13 protein-coding genes are annotated in these 14,400 nt (G+C 69.6%); 2 read left to right on the top strand and 11 right to left on the bottom strand.

The features are described 5' to 3' along the window. Positions 1-162: 162 nt before the first annotated feature. The gene (polA, locus tag RHOFW104R8_RS02115; protein ID WP_068092145.1) at positions 163-2,913 is read right to left on the bottom strand and encodes a DNA polymerase I; all 2,751 of its coding nucleotides are present in this window, start codon (positions 2,911-2,913) and stop codon (positions 163-165) included. 235 nt (positions 2,914-3,148) lie between these two features. On the opposite strand from polA, the gene RHOFW104R8_RS02120 reads away from it, so the two are divergent. Together RHOFW104R8_RS02120 and RHOFW104R8_RS02125 are read left to right on the top strand one after the other, a co-directional pair. Further along, on the top strand, positions 3,149-3,649 hold the full coding sequence (locus RHOFW104R8_RS02120; RefSeq protein ID WP_068092325.1) for a DUF2782 domain-containing protein: 501 nt from the start codon (positions 3,149-3,151) through the stop codon (positions 3,647-3,649). Between the two features lie 63 nt (positions 3,650-3,712). Continuing rightward, a complete protein-coding gene (locus tag RHOFW104R8_RS02125) occupies positions 3,713-4,144 on the top strand; it encodes an EamA family transporter (protein ID WP_068092143.1) in 432 nt (143 codons plus the stop codon). 6 nt (positions 4,145-4,150) lie between these two features. Here the strand turns inward: RHOFW104R8_RS02125 and RHOFW104R8_RS02130 are convergent, their stop codons facing one another. The 10 genes from RHOFW104R8_RS02130 to RHOFW104R8_RS02175 form a co-directional block, all read right to left on the bottom strand. Further along, on the bottom strand, positions 4,151-4,861 hold the full coding sequence (locus RHOFW104R8_RS02130) for a glutathione S-transferase (RefSeq protein WP_068092141.1): 711 nt from the start codon (positions 4,859-4,861) through the stop codon (positions 4,151-4,153). A gap of 163 nt (positions 4,862-5,024) precedes the next feature. Beyond that, positions 5,025-6,635 carry a bifunctional phosphoribosylaminoimidazolecarboxamide formyltransferase/IMP cyclohydrolase gene (purH, locus tag RHOFW104R8_RS02135; RefSeq protein WP_068092138.1) on the bottom strand — a complete coding sequence of 537 codons (1,611 nt, stop codon included), beginning with the start codon at positions 6,633-6,635 and terminating at the stop codon, positions 5,025-5,027. 69 nt (positions 6,636-6,704) lie between these two features. Continuing rightward, positions 6,705-7,028, bottom strand: a complete 324-nt coding sequence (locus RHOFW104R8_RS02140) for a helix-turn-helix domain-containing protein (protein WP_153021670.1) — start codon at positions 7,026-7,028, stop codon at positions 6,705-6,707. Positions 7,029-7,173: 145 nt separating this feature from the next. Further along, a complete protein-coding gene (locus tag RHOFW104R8_RS02145) occupies positions 7,174-8,034 on the bottom strand; it encodes a zinc-ribbon and DUF3426 domain-containing protein (RefSeq protein WP_068092132.1) in 861 nt (286 codons plus the stop codon). A gap of 62 nt (positions 8,035-8,096) precedes the next feature. Continuing rightward, the gene (gene prmA, locus RHOFW104R8_RS02150; RefSeq protein ID WP_068092129.1) at positions 8,097-8,993 is read right to left on the bottom strand and encodes a 50S ribosomal protein L11 methyltransferase; all 897 of its coding nucleotides are present in this window, start codon (positions 8,991-8,993) and stop codon (positions 8,097-8,099) included. A 100-nt stretch (positions 8,994-9,093) separates the two neighbouring features. Next, the gene (gene accC, locus RHOFW104R8_RS02155; RefSeq protein WP_068092126.1) at positions 9,094-10,461 is read right to left on the bottom strand and encodes an acetyl-CoA carboxylase biotin carboxylase subunit; all 1,368 of its coding nucleotides are present in this window, start codon (positions 10,459-10,461) and stop codon (positions 9,094-9,096) included. 10 nt (positions 10,462-10,471) lie between these two features. After that, positions 10,472-10,945, bottom strand: coding sequence for an acetyl-CoA carboxylase biotin carboxyl carrier protein (accB, locus tag RHOFW104R8_RS02160; protein WP_068092125.1), 474 nt, complete (start codon positions 10,943-10,945; stop codon positions 10,472-10,474). A 73-nt stretch (positions 10,946-11,018) separates the two neighbouring features. Next, the gene (aroQ, locus tag RHOFW104R8_RS02165) at positions 11,019-11,471 is read right to left on the bottom strand and encodes a type II 3-dehydroquinate dehydratase (RefSeq protein WP_068092124.1); all 453 of its coding nucleotides are present in this window, start codon (positions 11,469-11,471) and stop codon (positions 11,019-11,021) included. 122 nt (positions 11,472-11,593) lie between these two features. Then, complete coding sequence (locus RHOFW104R8_RS02170; RefSeq protein WP_068092123.1) at positions 11,594-12,142, bottom strand: TlpA disulfide reductase family protein; 549 nt, start codon at positions 12,140-12,142, stop codon at positions 11,594-11,596. Then, positions 12,142-14,331, bottom strand: coding sequence for a protein-disulfide reductase DsbD (locus RHOFW104R8_RS02175; RefSeq protein ID WP_068092120.1), 2,190 nt, complete (start codon positions 14,329-14,331; stop codon positions 12,142-12,144). The genes RHOFW104R8_RS02170 and RHOFW104R8_RS02175 overlap by 1 nt, the downstream gene beginning before the upstream one ends. Positions 14,332-14,400 lie beyond the last annotated feature (69 nt).

The raw sequence follows: 14,400 nt of genomic DNA on the forward strand, positions 1-14,400 counted from the left end.
GGCCCAGGGAGGTGGGCGCGCCAGGATGCCGTTGCGTGCATCCGATACGTTGGAGTGCGCTTGGCGGGAAAAAGTTGCAGCGCCCCGAAAAAAATTCAGAAACGATTCATTCTCATGAAATATTAACCGCGGTGACCGTGATCCTCGGCCGCGTGGCGACGCTCAATGCGCCTCGTCCCAGTTCGCGCCCACCCCCACGTCGACCAGCAGCGGCACCGTCAATTCCGCCGCGCCGGACATCCGCTCGACCACCGCGGCGCGTACGGCATCGACCGCGTCGGCGCGCACCTCGAATACGAGTTCGTCGTGCACCTGCATCAGCATGTGGGCGTCGTCGCGCTCGCGCAGCCAGGCCGCTACGGCGATCATCGCGCGCTTGATGATGTCCGCCGCGCTGCCCTGCATCGGCGCGTTCACTGCGGCGCGCTCGGCGCCCTGGCGCTGGCCCTGGTTGCGCGCGGTGAGGTTCTCCAGATACAGGCGGCGGCCGAAGATCGTCTCCACGTAGCCGTCGCGATGGGCGCGTTCGCGGGTCGCTTCCATGAACGCGTGCACGCCTGGGTAGCGGGCGAAGTAGCGCGCCATGTAGTCGCCGGCTTCGCCGCGGTCCACGCCGAGCTGGCGCGCCAGGCCGAATGCGCTCATGCCGTACATCAGGCCGAAGTTGATCGCCTTGGCGGCGCGGCGCTGGTTGGCGCTGACTTCCTCGGGCTTCAGGCCGAACACCTCGGCGGCGGTGGCGCGGTGCACGTCGCCGCCCTCGCGGAACGCCTTGAGCAGGCCCTCGTCGCCGGACAGGTGCGCCATGATGCGCAGCTCGATCTGCGAGTAGTCCGCCGCCATCACCCGCCAGCCCGGCGGGGCGATGAAGGCCTGGCGGATGCGCCGGCCTTCCTCGGTGCGCACCGGGATGTTCTGCAGGTTCGGGTCGGACGAGGAGATCCGCCCGGTCGCCACCGAGCCCTGGTGGTAGCTGGTGTGCACGCGGCCGGTGCGCGGGTTGACGATGGCGGACAGCTTGTCGGTGTAGGTGGAGCGCAGCTTGGCCAGGCCGCGGTAGTCGAGGATCAGCCGCGGCAACTCGTGGGCATCGGCGATCGCCTCCAGCGCCTCCTCGTTGGTGGATGGCTGGCCGGTCGGCGTCTTCATCCTCGCCTCGAGGCCCAGTTCGTCGAACAGCACGGCCTGCAATTGCTTCGGCGAATCGAGGTTGAACTCGTGCCCCGCCAGCGCGTACGACTGCTGCTGCAGCTCCAGCATGCGCTTGCCCAGCTGCTGGCTTTGCCGGCGCAACTCGTCGCCGTCGATCAGTACGCCGCGGCGTTCCATTGCGGCCAGCACCGGCACCAGCGGGATCTCGATCTCCTCGTACACGCGCCGCAACGCGGGCACGCTCTCCAGCTTCGGCCACAGCGCGCGGTGCAGGCGCAGGGTGACGTCGGCATCCTCGGCGGCGTAGCGGCAGGCGGTGTCCAGGTCCACCTGCGAGAACGAGATCTGCTTCGCCCCCTTGCCGGCGACCTCCTCGTATTTCACCGTGTCGTAGCCGAGGTACTTCTTCGCCAGCGAATCCATGTCGTGGCGCGTGGCGGTGGCGTTCCACACGTAGGACTCCAGCATCGAGTCGTGCCTGAGTCCCTGCACGGCGATGTCGTAGTGAGACAGGATGTGGATGTCGTACTTCGCGTGCTGGCCCAGCTTGGCCCGCGCCGGATCCTCGAAGACGGGCTTCAGCGCGCGCAGCACGGCGTCGCGCCCGAGCTGCGGCGGTACGCCGGGATAGTCGTGGCCGAGCGGGATGTAGCAGGCCTTGCCGGGCTCCACCGCGAGGCTGAGGCCCACGATATCCGCGCGCATCGCGTCGATGCTGGTGGTTTCGGTGTCGAACGCGATCAGCTCGGCGCGGTGCAGCTTCTCCAGCCAGGCGTCGAACTGCGCCTGCGTGGTGACCAGCTCATATTCGCCGGGGCCGGAAAATTCCGTCTGCGGGAGCGCACCCTGTGCGCGATGGCTCTGATGTTGCTCGGGGCGAAGGGCGTCGTGCACAGGGTGCGCTCCTGCAGGTTCGGCCGCGGCATCCAGCTCCTTCAACGCCGCCTTGAACTCGTATCGCGTATACAGCTCGCGCAGCAGCGCGGTGTCGGCCTCGCGCCGGGTCAGCTCGGTGGGGCCGAATTGCAGCGGCACGTCGGTCTTGATCGTCGCCAGCTCACGCGACAGCGGCAGCTGCGGCAGCGTGGCGCGCAGGTTCTCGCCGATCTTGCCGCCGATCCTGTCGGCGTTGGCGATCACGCCGTCCAGCGTGACGTAGTCGGCCAGCCACTTGGCGGCGGTCTTCGGGCCGCACTTGGGCACGCCGGGGATGTTGTCGATGGCGTCGCCGGTGAGGGCGAGGAAGTCGATGATCTGCTCCGGCTGCACGCCGAATTTCTCCATCACGCCGGCGCGGTCCATCACCGTGTTGCTCATGGTGTTGACCAGGGTGACGTGCGAACCGACCAGCTGGGCCATGTCCTTGTCGCTGGTGGATACCTCCACCTCGATGCCCAGCGCCTGCGCCTGCAGCGCCAGGGTGCCGATCACGTCGTCGGCCTCGACCCCGTCCACGCGCAGGATCGGGAAGCCCAGCGCGCCCACGATCGCCAGCATCGGCTCGACCTGCGTGCGCAGTTCGTCCGGCATCGGCGGGCGGTTCGCCTTGTAGTGCTCGTACAGCGCGTCGCGGAAGGTGGGGCCGGGTGCGTCGCTGACGAAGGCCAGGTAGTCGGGGTTCGCCTTCAGGGTGGCGCGCAGCATGTTGACCACGCCGAACAGCGCGCCGGTGGGCTCGCCGCGGGCGTTGCTCAACGGCGGCAATGCGTGGAACGCGCGGTACAGGTAGGACGAGCCGTCGATCAGGATGAGTTTGGGCATGGGGCGGGCTGACCTGTGCGAAGCAGGCCGCGCCGGGAGCTGCTGGCCGGCGGGACAAGAAAGAATGGGGGGGGGAGTGTATGTCGATATGCGGCCGAATGATGATGCAGGGCAACCCGGCCTGCTGCGTGTGGACAACGCGTGCGGCATTCTCGCATGCACGACGGAAGGCCGCGCTTCACGAATGGCGGCGGTGGCCGCTGCTATGCTCTGCTGCCCCAACGAGGTCGCCGCCATGAAAAACGCCGCCCTGCTGGTTGCCGCCAGCTTCCTGTTCGCCACGCACGCGCTGGCGCAGTCCGCCGCCCCGGCGAACGTGCCGCCGCCACCGGGGCTGAACGACCCGGGCGTGAAGGCGGTGGCGCCGGCGACGCCGGCTTCCGCGCGGACGACGGGCAAATCGCTGAAGCTGAAGCCGCAGTCCCTGCCGTCGATGCGCGACGAGGGCGGCGCGCGGGCGGCGCCCCGCGACCGGTCGCCGCCGCAGGTGCGGATCCGCCAGGAGGGCGACAACAGCATCCAGGAATACAGCCGCAACGGCCGCGTCTACATGGTGGTAGTGACGCCGAAGAACGGCATCCAGCAGACCTACCTGGTCGATCCGCAGGGCCGGCTGGTCGACGAGCACGGCATGAAGCCGGTCGGGCCGGTGATGTACAAGGTGCTGGAATGGGGCAAGAGCCGGCCGCCGGCCACCGAGTCGAGCGCGCCCGCCGCTGAGGACGGCGGCCACTGAACCACCTCGCCGGCGCGGGCGTGCCGGCGGAGCCGAAGCGGTATCCGGACGGAGGGCGACACGATGCAACTGCGTGAAAGCTGGTTGCTGTTTGCGCTGGGTTCGGCGCTGTTCGCCGCGCTGACCGCGCTGTTCGGCAAGCTCGGCGTGGCCGGCATCAATTCCAACCTGGCCACCTTCATCCGCACCGTGGTGATCCTGTTCGTCACCGCCGGCATCCTCAGCCTGCGCCAGGAGTGGGCCAGGCCAAGCGGGCTGCCGCTGCACAGCTGGCTGTTCCTGGTGCTGTCGGGCATCGCCACCGGCCTGTCGTGGCTGTGCTACTACCGCGCGCTGCAACTGGGCCCGGTCAGCAAGGTGGCGCCGATCGACAAGCTCAGCGTGGCGATCGCGATCGTGCTGGCGCTGGTGTTCCTGGGCGAGAAGCCGAGCCTGCCGCTGCTGTTCGGCGGCGGCCTGATCGTGGCCGGCGCGGTGGTGATCGCGCTGGCCTGAGCCGCCCTACGTGGGGTCGTCCAGCTCCGGGTAGTGGCGGAAGATGCCGCTCTCGTTGAACGGCAGCCGCCGCGGCGACGCCAGGTAGGCGGCGAGGCGAGGCCGCTGCGCCACCCGCAGCTTCAGCGCCTGCAGCAGCGGCAGGCCGCTGCCGAGGCGGCGCATCGCGCGCGGAAACGCGTACTCCAGCCCGCTCATCAGCTGGAACAGCGAGAGGTCGACATACGAGTGTTCGTGCAGCGCATGGTGGCCGCCGCCGCGCTCCAGCACCTGCTCGAAGTAGTCCAGGTACCTGGGCAGCCGCGTCCCGCGCAGGTCGGCGGCGCGGCGGCGCGCCTCGCTGCGCTGGTCCTCGTAGTACAGGCTGCTGGCGATCGGGTGGTGGGAGTCGTGCACCTCGGCGACCAGGTCGGCGATGGTCAGCTGCAGCTGGTGCGCGTACAGTCGCCGGCCCTCGCCCTCCGGCACCAGGCCGAGCAGCGGAGCCAGGTATTGCAGGATGTTCGCGGTCTGCGCGATCAGCAGCCGGCCGGCCTTGAGGAACGGCGGCGCGAACGGCAGCGCGCCCTCGTGCACGCCGTCGAGGTAGCGCACGAGGGCGTCGTCGCCCTGCTCGCGGGCCACGTCGACGTAGCTGGCGCCGGCATCCTCCAGCGCCAGCCGCACGAATTCGCCGCGACCCTGGATGCCGGCCCAGTAGTAGAGCTCGTAGCGCATGACCGTTTCCCCGGACTCGCCGCCGATCCTGGCACGCGCGACTTCTACGGGGCGTGTAGGAGCGCACCCTGTCCACAAGGGGCTTCCTTCGGTCGTGCGCGAATGCTCTCCATCACGTAACGAAGAGCCATCGCGCACAGGGTGCGCTCCTACACGTCGGGACTCAATGCCGGAAGTGGCGCATCCCGGTGAACACCATCGCCATGTCGTGCTCGTCGGCGGCGGCGATCACCTCGGCGTCGCGCATCGAGCCGCCGGGCTGGATCACCGCGCTGATGCCTGCGGCGGCGGCGGCGTCGATGCCGTCGCGGAACGGGAAGAACGCGTCGCTCGCCATCACCGAGCCGCGCACCTCGAGTTTCTCGTCGGCCGCCTTGATGCCGGCGATCTTCGCGCTGTAGACGCGGCTCATCTGGCCGGCGCCGATGCCGATGGTCTGGCGGTCGCGGGCGTAGACGATGGCGTTGGACTTGACGAACTTGGCCACCTTCCAGGCGAAGATCAGGTCGTGGATCTGCGCCTCGGTGGGCGCGCGGCGGGTGACCACCTTGAGGTCGGCGGCCGTGATCATGCCGGTGTCGGCGCTCTGGATCAGCAGGCCGGAACCGACGCGCTTGGAACTGTTGCCGGGGTGGGCGCCGAGCAGGTTGCCGTCGGCCGGCAGCGGGATCGCCAGCACGCGCACGTTGCCCTTCTTCGCGAACGCCTTCAGTGCGTCGTCCGCGTAGCCCGGCGCCAGCACCACCTCGACGAACTGGCGCTCGACGATCGCGCGCGCGGTGGCGCCGTCGACCTCGCGGTTGAACGCGATGATGCCGCCGAACGCCGAGGTGGGGTCGGTCTGGAAGGCGAGGTCATACGCCTTGCCGATGCCGTCCAGGCTCACCGCCACGCCGCAGGGGTTGGCGTGCTTGACGATCACGCAGGCCGGCTTGCTGAAGCTGCGCACGCACTCCCACGCCGCGTCGGCGTCGGCGATGTTGTTGAACGACAGTTCCTTGCCCTGCAGCTGGCGGAAGGTGGCCAGCGTGCCCGGCGCCGGATACAGGTCGCGGTAGAACGCCGCCTGCTGGTGCGGGTTCTCGCCGTAGCGCAGGTCCATCAGTTTCACGAAGCGGCCGTTGACCTGGCCGGGGAAGGCGGCATGGCCGGCGATCGCGTCCTGCGTGTCGTTGAGTTCCAGCCCGGACAGGTAGTCGCTGATGGCGCCGTCGTAGCTGGACACGTTGTTGAACGCGGCGACCGCGAGCTTGAAGCGCGTCGCACGGCCGAGGCCGCCGTGCTGCTCGATCTCGGCCAGGGCATCGGCGTATTGCTCCGGCGAAGTCAGCACGCCCACGTCGTTCCAGTTCTTCGCCGCCGAACGCAGCATCGCCGGGCCGCCGATGTCGATGTTCTCGATCGCTTGGCTTAGCGTGCAGCCGGGTTTCGCCACGGTGGCTTCGAACGGGTACAGGTTCAGCACCAGCAGATCGATCGGCGCGATGCCCAGCTCGGCCATCACCTGGTCGTCGGTGCCGCGGCGGCCGAGCAGGCCGCCGTGCACCTTCGGATGCAGCGTCTTCACGCGGCCGTCCATGATCTCGGGGAAGCCGGTGAGGCCGCTGACCTCGGTGACCGCGATGCCGGCCTCGCGCAGCGCCTGCGCGCTGCCGCCGGTGGAGAGCAGCTCGATGCCTTTCGCGGCGAGGCGCCGGCCCAGATCGATCAGGCCGGTCTTGTCGGAGACACTGAGCAGGGCGCGACGGACCGGGACGAGCTGGGGGGCGGACATGGGCGGGGTTCCTTGGCGGGAAAGCCGCTCATTATAGCCACCCCGTGCAGGGGCGGCCGGGTCGAGGGATTACAGCAGGCCGTGCGCGGCCAGCTTCTTGCGCAGGGTGGCGCGGTTGATGCCCAGCGCCGTGGCGGCGCGGCTCTGGTTGCCGTCGTGGAAGGCCAGCACCTCGCGCAGCAGCGGCAATTCGACCTCGCGCAGGACCAGCGCGTGCAGGCCCTCGGCGCATTCGGTGTCGCCGATGTCGGCGAGGTAGCGGCGTACCGTGCGGGTGACGCATTCGCCCAATGCGCTCTGGCCCTGCGAGCTGACGCCTGGCGAACCTGCGTTCTGCGACGAGGTCTGTTTTGCGGCCTCGACAGCAGGCAGTCTTACGGCATTCACGGACATCTTCCCTCACGTGCGAGGCGGCGGCTGCATGGGCCGCTGCGTTATGGTCATGGCTGTCGCGGCAGATCGCGGGGCGTGTCGGGTACCGGCTTGGCGATCTGCGCAGAGGGTCGAGTCTACCCGCGCGTGCCGATAATTTTAAGTGCTATTCGAAACCGAGTTCGAACCCCACCGCCTTGTCGCCGGGGTCCTCCACTTCCAGCAGCAGCACCGCGCTGGCGCCCGGCGCCAGGCCGCGCTGCAGGGTCGCCTCGTCGTCGAGGTACTCGTGCGGCTGCAGCCGGCGCATCGCGATACGCCGGCCCTGCGCGTCGGACAGGGTGATCGTCAGCACCGGATACGGCTGGGTGAACGCGGCGTCGTTGCGCACGCTGGCGCTGATCATCAGCGCGCCGGCAACGCTGGGATGGGCCTGCACGTTGCTGGCCAGCAGGCGCAGCTGCTGCGGCGCGGCGACCAGCGGCAGGCGGCAGCCGAGCAGGGCGCAGCTGCCGCGCAACCAGTTGCCGGTGAGCGGGTTGCGGATCAGCTCGCCGCGCTTGGCCCAGGCCAGCTGGGCGCCGAGCAGCAGCGCCAGCATCAGGCATGCCAGCACCCACGGCCAGCGCCGTTCGGCGGACGCCGCCCCGTGCCGCCGCCGCTCGCGCCGGCCCGGGTGCCCGGACTGGCGGGCTTGCGGTTCGCGCGCAAAGCGGGGGGCGAACACCAACTGCGAAAAATCCTCGATCGCCGCCGCGCCCGCCGCTACCGCATTGTCGCCAGCCACCACCACCACGGGCGGCTCCGAGCGTGGCCGGTAGACCACCAGGTCGAGGCACGGCGGCTCGAACGCGGACTCGTTGACCGGCAACTCGACGAACGGCTCCGGCGGCAACTGCCCGGTCAGCGTGGCGAGGCTGTCGAAGCTGGCGTGGCAGTGTCCGCACACGGCGTGGCCGTGCGCCTTCGCGAGTGTCTGCGCATCCAGCGAAAACACGGACAGGCATTCGGGACATTGGGTGTACATGCGAGCCGCTTCGATCAAACCGCGGCAAGCTTAGCAGGGAGCCGCCGGCAGCCGTTGCCCGCTCAGCGGCGGCGGCCGCTGATGCGCACCCAGTCCTCGCGGGTATCCACGCGCAGTTCGTCGAACCATTCGGCATAGCGCTGCAGCAGCTCGTCCTGCTGGCCGGCGAGGATGCCGGAGATCGCGAACGGCGCGCCGGGCTTTGCCGCCGCGGCGAAGGTGGGCGCCAGTTCGCCGAGCGGCCCGGCGAGGATGTTGGCGATGAATACGTCAGTGGCCTCCGCCTCGACGTCCTCCGGGAGAAACAGCGCGAGCCGGTCGGCCACGCCGTTGCGTTCGGCGTTGTCGCGCGAGGCGGTGAGCGCCTGCGGATCGTTGTCGACGCCGACCGCGCCGGCCGCGCCGAGCTTCAGCGCGGCGATCGCCAGGATGCCGGAACCGCAGCCGTAGTCGGTAACCGTCTTGCCGGCGAGGTCGAGGCCGTCCAGCCATTCCAGGCACAACGCGGTGGTGGGATGGGTGCCGCTGCCGAAGGCGAGGCCGGGATCGAGCCGCACCACGACGAGATCGTCATCGACGGGCGGCTCGATGTTCCACGGGTAGATCCACAGCCGCCGGCCGAACGGCATCGGCTTGAACTGGTCCATCCATGCGCGCTCCCACTCCTGGTCGGCGACCTCGGCGAAGGCCAGCTGGTCGGGTTCGAGCCATGGCAGCAATTCGCCCAGCGCGGCGGCGAGGCCACGCCGGTCGGCGCCTTCGTCGAACAGCGCGTTGAGGGTGATCGTGGGCCACAGTGGCAGCTCGCCCACGCCCGGCTCGAAGATCGCCTGCTCGTCCGGTGTCTCCGCGTCGGCGTCCCGCAGCGTGATCGACAGTGCGCCGAGGTCGTCCAGCGCTTCCTCCGCGCGGGGCTGCTGCTCGATGCGGACGACCAGGGAGAGTTCGAGGAAAGGCATGGACGTATTCGATGGCGGTAGGAGCGCACCCTGTGCGCGAATGCTCTTGGCTCGTGTCGACATCAGAGCATTCGCGCACAGGGTGCGCTCCTGCAGGTGGTCAGGTGCCGGCGGCGGCTTTCTCTTTCTGCTCGGCCATCCGCTTCTCGAGGTAGTGGATGTTCTGGCCGCCGTGCTGGAAACCGGCGTCGGCCATGATCCGCTGCTGCAGCGGGATATTGCACTTGACGCCCTCGATCACCGTCTCGGCCAGCGCCAGGCGCATGCGCGCGATCGCGGTCTCGCGGTCGGGGCCGTGCACGATCAGCTTGCCGATCATCGAGTCGTAGTTCGGCGGGATGCGGTAGCCGTCGTACAGGTGGGTGTCCACGCGCACGCCGGGGCCGCCGGGCGCCTCGAAGCGCTTCACCGTGCCGGGGCTGGGCATGAACGTATCCGGGTCCTCGGCGTTGATGCGGCACTCGATCGCATGGCCGTGGATCACCACGTCTTCCTGCCGGATCGTGAGCTTCTCGCCACCGGCGATCAGCAACTGCTCGCGCACCAGGTCGATGCCGGTGATCCACTCGGTCACCGGGTGCTCGACCTGGATGCGGGTGTTCATCTCGATGAAGTAGAAGCGGCCGTTCTCGTACAGGAACTCGAACGTGCCGGCGCCGCGGTAGCCGATGCGCAGGCAGGCATCGACGCAGACCTTGCCGATCGCCGCGCGCTGCTCGGGCGTGATGCCCGGCGCCGGCGCCTCCTCCACCACCTTCTGGTGGCGGCGCTGCATCGAGCAGTCGCGCTCGCCCAGGTGGATCGCGTTGCCCTGGCCGTCGGCGAGCACCTGGACCTCCACGTGACGCGGGTTCTCCAGGAACTTCTCCATGTAGACCTGATCGTTGCCGAAGGCCGCCTTGGCTTCCTGCTTGGTCATGGTGATGGCGTTGCCCAGGTGCGCCTCGGTGCGCACCACGCGCATGCCGCGGCCGCCGCCGCCGCCGGCGGCCTTGATGATCACCGGGTAACCGATCTCGCGGGCGATCTTGATGTTGGTGTCCACGTCCTCGCCGAGCGGGCCGCCGGAGCCGGGCACGCACGGCACGCCGGCCGCCTTCATCGCGCGGATCGCCTCGACCTTGTCGCCCATCAGGCGGATCACCTCGGCGGTCGGCCCGATGAAGACGAAGCCGGACTGCTCCACCTGCTCGGCGAAGTCGGCGCGCTCGGACAGGAAGCCGTAGCCGGGGTGGATCGCCTGGGCGTCGGTGATTTCCGCCGCCGCGATGATCCGCGGGATGTTGAGGTAGCTGTCGACCGACGGCCCGGGACCGATGCAGATCGACTCGTCGGCGAGGCCGACATGCTTCAGGTTGCGGTCCACGGTGGAGTGCACCGCCACGGTCTTGATGCCCAGACTGTGGCAGGCGCGCAGCACGCGCAGCGCGATTTCGCCGCGGTTGGCGATGACGACCTTCTCGAGCATCCGGGCGGCCTCAGGCAATCACGAACATGGGTTCGTCGAATTCCACCGGCTGGCCGTTCTCGACCAGGATCGCCTGCACGGTGCCGGCCACGTCGGCCTCGATCTGGTTGAACATCTTCATCGCCTCGATGATGCCCAGCGTCTCGCCGGCCTTCACCTGCTGGCCGACCTTCACGAAGGCCGGCGTGCCCGGGCTGGCCGAGGCGTAGAAGGTGCCGACCATCGGCGCCTTCACCACGTGGCCGGCGGGCAGCGCGTTCGCGGCCGGAGCCTCGGCGGCCGCCGCTGCCGAGGTCGCGGCGGCCGGGGCGGGCGCGGCGGCCACCATCACCGGCGCGGCGGCCGGCGCGGCAGCCTGGGCGGGCGCAGCGTTCTTCGGCACGCGCGACAGGCGGACGACCTCCTCGCCCTCCTTGATTTCCAGCTCGGCGAGGTTGGATTCCTCGAGCAGGTCGATCAGTTTCTTTATTTTGCGCAAATCCATCGGATCAGCCTTTGGTCAGTCATGCCGCCCGGGGCGGCTGGATGGTGGATGAGGGGCGCGCGGACGGCGCCGGTCAATTCGCGGCGGACGTCTGCAGGCGCTGCAGCGCCGCGTCCAGCGCCAGCCGGTAGCTGTCGGCGCCGAAACCGCAGATCACGCCGAGCGCGAGGTCGGACAGGTACGAGTGGTGGCGGAACGGTTCGCGGGCGAACACGTTCGACAGGTGCACCTCGATGAACGGGATCGCCACCGCGGCGAACGCGTCGCGCAGGGCGATGCTGGTATGGGTGAGTGCGCCGGCGTTGCACAGGATCATCGCGGTGCGGTCGTCGCGGCCCTGGTGGATGCGGCCGATCAGCTCGTGCTCGGCGTTCGACTGGAACCAGACCAGCTCGTGCCCGGCCGCATGCGCGCGCTCGGCCAGCCGCTGGTTGATGTCGGCCAGCGTGTCGTGGCCGTAGACTTGCGGCTCGCGTACGCCCAGCAGATTGAGATTGGGTCCGTGCAGGACCAGGATTTTCGCCACGAAACCGTCCAGCCAGCATCGGAAACCGGCGCAGTGTGCGCGTAGTCCGGGATATTGTCCAGTTCGCTGCAGATCGACGATGTTTGACGGAGAAGTCCCGGGTTTCCGTGCGTAGGCGTATGTCAGTGCCGATCTTTCGCTGGTGCCAGCCACTGTGCCAGCTGCGTGGCGGATAGCGGGCCCGCCTGTGTAGCCAACAGGCGCCCATCGGCGTCGATCAGCACGCTATAGGGGAGGACCTGGCGCGTATTGCCCAGCAGCAGCGAGGTACTCGGTGGACCCATCCGGCCGATCAAGATCGGGTAATTCACCGGATGTGCGGCCAAAAACGCCCGGATGCGAGCAGGCTCGTCCATCGCAATTCCGACCACGATCGGCGCTTTTTCGCCGAACTTGGCCTGTGCCTCGGCCAGCGCCGGCATCTCCCGCAGGCACGGCGCGCACCAGCTGGCCCAGAAGTTCAGCAGCACGCGGCGCCCGCGGTAGCTGTCCAGCCGGTGCGATGCGCCGTCAAGGTCGGGCAGGCTGAGCGGCGGCAGCGGCTGGCCGAGCAGCGTCGGCGGCGCGTCGGCGGTGGACGCCGGCGGCCGGCTGCGGTGCTGCGCGTAGCCGCCCAGCGCGGCGGCCAGCACCGCCAGGCCGAGGATCAGCCAGTTGCCGCGGCTGAGCATCAGCGTGCGGCTTCCGTCAGCGCCTGTTCGACCAGCGCGGCAGTCAGCACGGTGGACAGCTTCCGGCCCGGGCCGCCGTGCTTCGGGAACACCACGTACAGCGGCACGCCCGGCGAGTGGTAGGCCTGCAGGAACTCACTGATGGTCGGGTTGACGTCGGTCCAGTCGCCCTTCATGTAGACCGCGCCGGTGCGCTGCAGCAGGTCGCGGAAGGCCTGCGTGCCCAGCACGGCGTGTTCGTTCGCCTTGCAGGTGACGCACCAGTCGGCGGTCATGTCGACGAACACCGGCGTGCCGGCCGCGCGCAGCTCGGCGAGTTTCTGCGGGCTGTAGGCGACCACGCCTTCCTCGGCCACGGCCGTGTTCGACGGTGGCGGCACGTGAGCGAGCAGGTACATCGGCACCAGGGTGGCGAGCGCCAGCACCGCCACCATCAACTTGCTGGGCGCCCCGCGCGAGCGGCTGCGCTCGAACCACCACAGCGTCATCGCCAGCAGCACCATCGCCACCAGCACCAGGCCGACCGCGTCGGCGCCGCGCTGGTTCGCCAGCACCCACACCAGCCAGGCGGCGGTGAGGTACATCGGGAAGGCCAGCACCTGCTTCAGCGTTTCCATCCAGCGGCCGGGCTTCGGCAGCAGGCGCGCCAGCGCGGGCACGAAGCCGACCGCCAGGAACGGCAGCGCCAGCCCGACGCCCAGCATCAGGAACACCAGCAGCGCGGACAGCATCGGTGCGGCGAACGCATACGCCAGTGCGCCACCCATGAACGGCGCGGTGCACGGGCTGGCCACCACCACCGCCAGCACGCCGGTGAAGAAGTCGCCGGCCGGGCCGGAGCGCGCGGCGAGGCCGGCGCCGGTATTGCCCAGCGACGCGCCGAACTGCACCACGCCGGACATCGACAGGCCCACCGCCAGCATCACGCAGGCCAGCGCGCCGACCAGCAGCGGCTGCTGCAGCTGCGAGCCCCAGCCGAGCGCGTGGCCGGCCGCGCGCAGCGCGAGGATGCCCAGCCCCAGCGTGGCAAAGCTGCACAGCACGCCGGCGGTGTAGAACAGCGCGTGGCGGCGGGCGGTGGCGCGGTTCTCGCCGCTTTCCAGCACGCTGACCGCCTTGATCGACAGCACCGGCAGCACGCATGGCATCAGGTTCAGCACCAGGCCGCCGCCCAGCGCCAGCAGCAGCGCGGCGACCAGGCTGACCTGCAGCGGACCGCCGGCAAGATCGGCGGGCGGCATTTCCGGTGCCACGGCACCGGATGCCACGGCGCCGCTGCCGAGGTCGATGTCCACCGCGCGGGTCATCAGCGGATAACACAGGCCGCCGTCCTGGCAGCCCTGGAAACTCGCCTGCAGCGCGAGCTGCCTGCGGCCGGCCAGGTCGCCTTCCACCGTCACCGGCAGCTCGACCTGGTCGAAATACACGGTGACATCGCCGTAGTGTTCGTCGCGGTGCGCGGTGCCCGCCGGCCATGCGGGCTTCAGCGTGAGGCCGGCGGCGTCGCCGAGCTTCAGCGTGGTCTGGTCGCGGTACAGGTAGTAGCCCTTCGGCATCGTCCAGCGCAGCAGCAACTGCTGCGGACCCTGCGCCAGCGCCTCGAAGCGGAACGCCTGCTCGGCCGGCAGCGGTGCGCCGGCCGCCGCCGTGCCCGTGCGGCTGCCGAGCTGGCTCAGCGCCGCGCCCAGGGCGTTGCCCGTCGTCGGGGTTGCCGCGACGCCGGCGCTGGCCGGCAGCGGCAGGTCCAGCTTCTCGGTATGCGGCGGGTAGCAGATCTTCGGATCGACCTCGTGGCAGCCCTGGTACTGCACGCTCAGTTGCAGCCGCGTGGTGCCGGCGGCGACGCTGTACGGGATGCTGGCGTCGACGCCGTGGTGGTAGGTCTCCACGTCGCCGAGGTATTCGTCGTGGTGCTTCTCGCCGTCGGGCAGCTGCGCCTCGCCCAGGGTGACGCCGTCGCCGCCCTTGAACTTCATGCGGCCGCGGTAGAGGTAGTAGTCCGGCGCGATGGTCCAGTGCAGCTTCAGCATGCCGGGCGTGGCCGTGTCGGCGCTCAGCTTGTACGCCTCGGTCACCGGCAGCAGGTTGTCCGTGTCCTGCGCCGGCGCGGGCGCGGCGCACAGCAGGCCGAGCAGCAGGAAGGCCAGTGCGGGCAGGCGGGCGGCCAGACGGCCGGTGATCAGACGCATCGCGATTCCAGAGGCGCAGCAGCGAGAAGGCCATTATGGACCATGCCGGCCGCGCCTCCGCTCGTTGCG

This window comes from Rhodanobacter sp. FW104-R8 (assembly GCF_001617365.1).
Classification (GTDB): domain Bacteria; phylum Pseudomonadota; class Gammaproteobacteria; order Xanthomonadales; family Rhodanobacteraceae; genus Rhodanobacter.

What these genes read in the sequence shown, in the direction of transcription:
- polA (WP_068092145.1), bottom strand. Translation starts at nt 2,913, where the DNA reads ATGCCCAAACTCATCCTGATCGACGGCTCGTCCTACCTGTACCGCGCG.
- RHOFW104R8_RS02120 (WP_068092325.1), top strand. Translation starts at nt 3,149, where the DNA reads ATGAAAAACGCCGCCCTGCTGGTTGCCGCCAGCTTCCTGTTCGCCACG.
- RHOFW104R8_RS02125 (WP_068092143.1), top strand. Translation starts at nt 3,713, where the DNA reads ATGCAACTGCGTGAAAGCTGGTTGCTGTTTGCGCTGGGTTCGGCGCTG.
- RHOFW104R8_RS02130 (WP_068092141.1), bottom strand. Translation starts at nt 4,861, where the DNA reads ATGCGCTACGAGCTCTACTACTGGGCCGGCATCCAGGGTCGCGGCGAA.
- purH (WP_068092138.1), bottom strand. Translation starts at nt 6,635, where the DNA reads ATGTCCGCCCCCCAGCTCGTCCCGGTCCGTCGCGCCCTGCTCAGTGTC.
- RHOFW104R8_RS02140 (WP_153021670.1), bottom strand. Translation starts at nt 7,028, where the DNA reads ATGTCCGTGAATGCCGTAAGACTGCCTGCTGTCGAGGCCGCAAAACAG.
- RHOFW104R8_RS02145 (WP_068092132.1), bottom strand. Translation starts at nt 8,034, where the DNA reads ATGTACACCCAATGTCCCGAATGCCTGTCCGTGTTTTCGCTGGATGCG.
- prmA (WP_068092129.1), bottom strand. Translation starts at nt 8,993, where the DNA reads ATGCCTTTCCTCGAACTCTCCCTGGTCGTCCGCATCGAGCAGCAGCCC.
- accC (WP_068092126.1), bottom strand. Translation starts at nt 10,461, where the DNA reads ATGCTCGAGAAGGTCGTCATCGCCAACCGCGGCGAAATCGCGCTGCGC.
- accB (WP_068092125.1), bottom strand. Translation starts at nt 10,945, where the DNA reads ATGGATTTGCGCAAAATAAAGAAACTGATCGACCTGCTCGAGGAATCC.
- RHOFW104R8_RS02170 (WP_068092123.1), bottom strand. Translation starts at nt 12,142, where the DNA reads ATGCTCAGCCGCGGCAACTGGCTGATCCTCGGCCTGGCGGTGCTGGCC.
- RHOFW104R8_RS02175 (WP_068092120.1), bottom strand. Translation starts at nt 14,331, where the DNA reads ATGCGTCTGATCACCGGCCGTCTGGCCGCCCGCCTGCCCGCACTGGCC.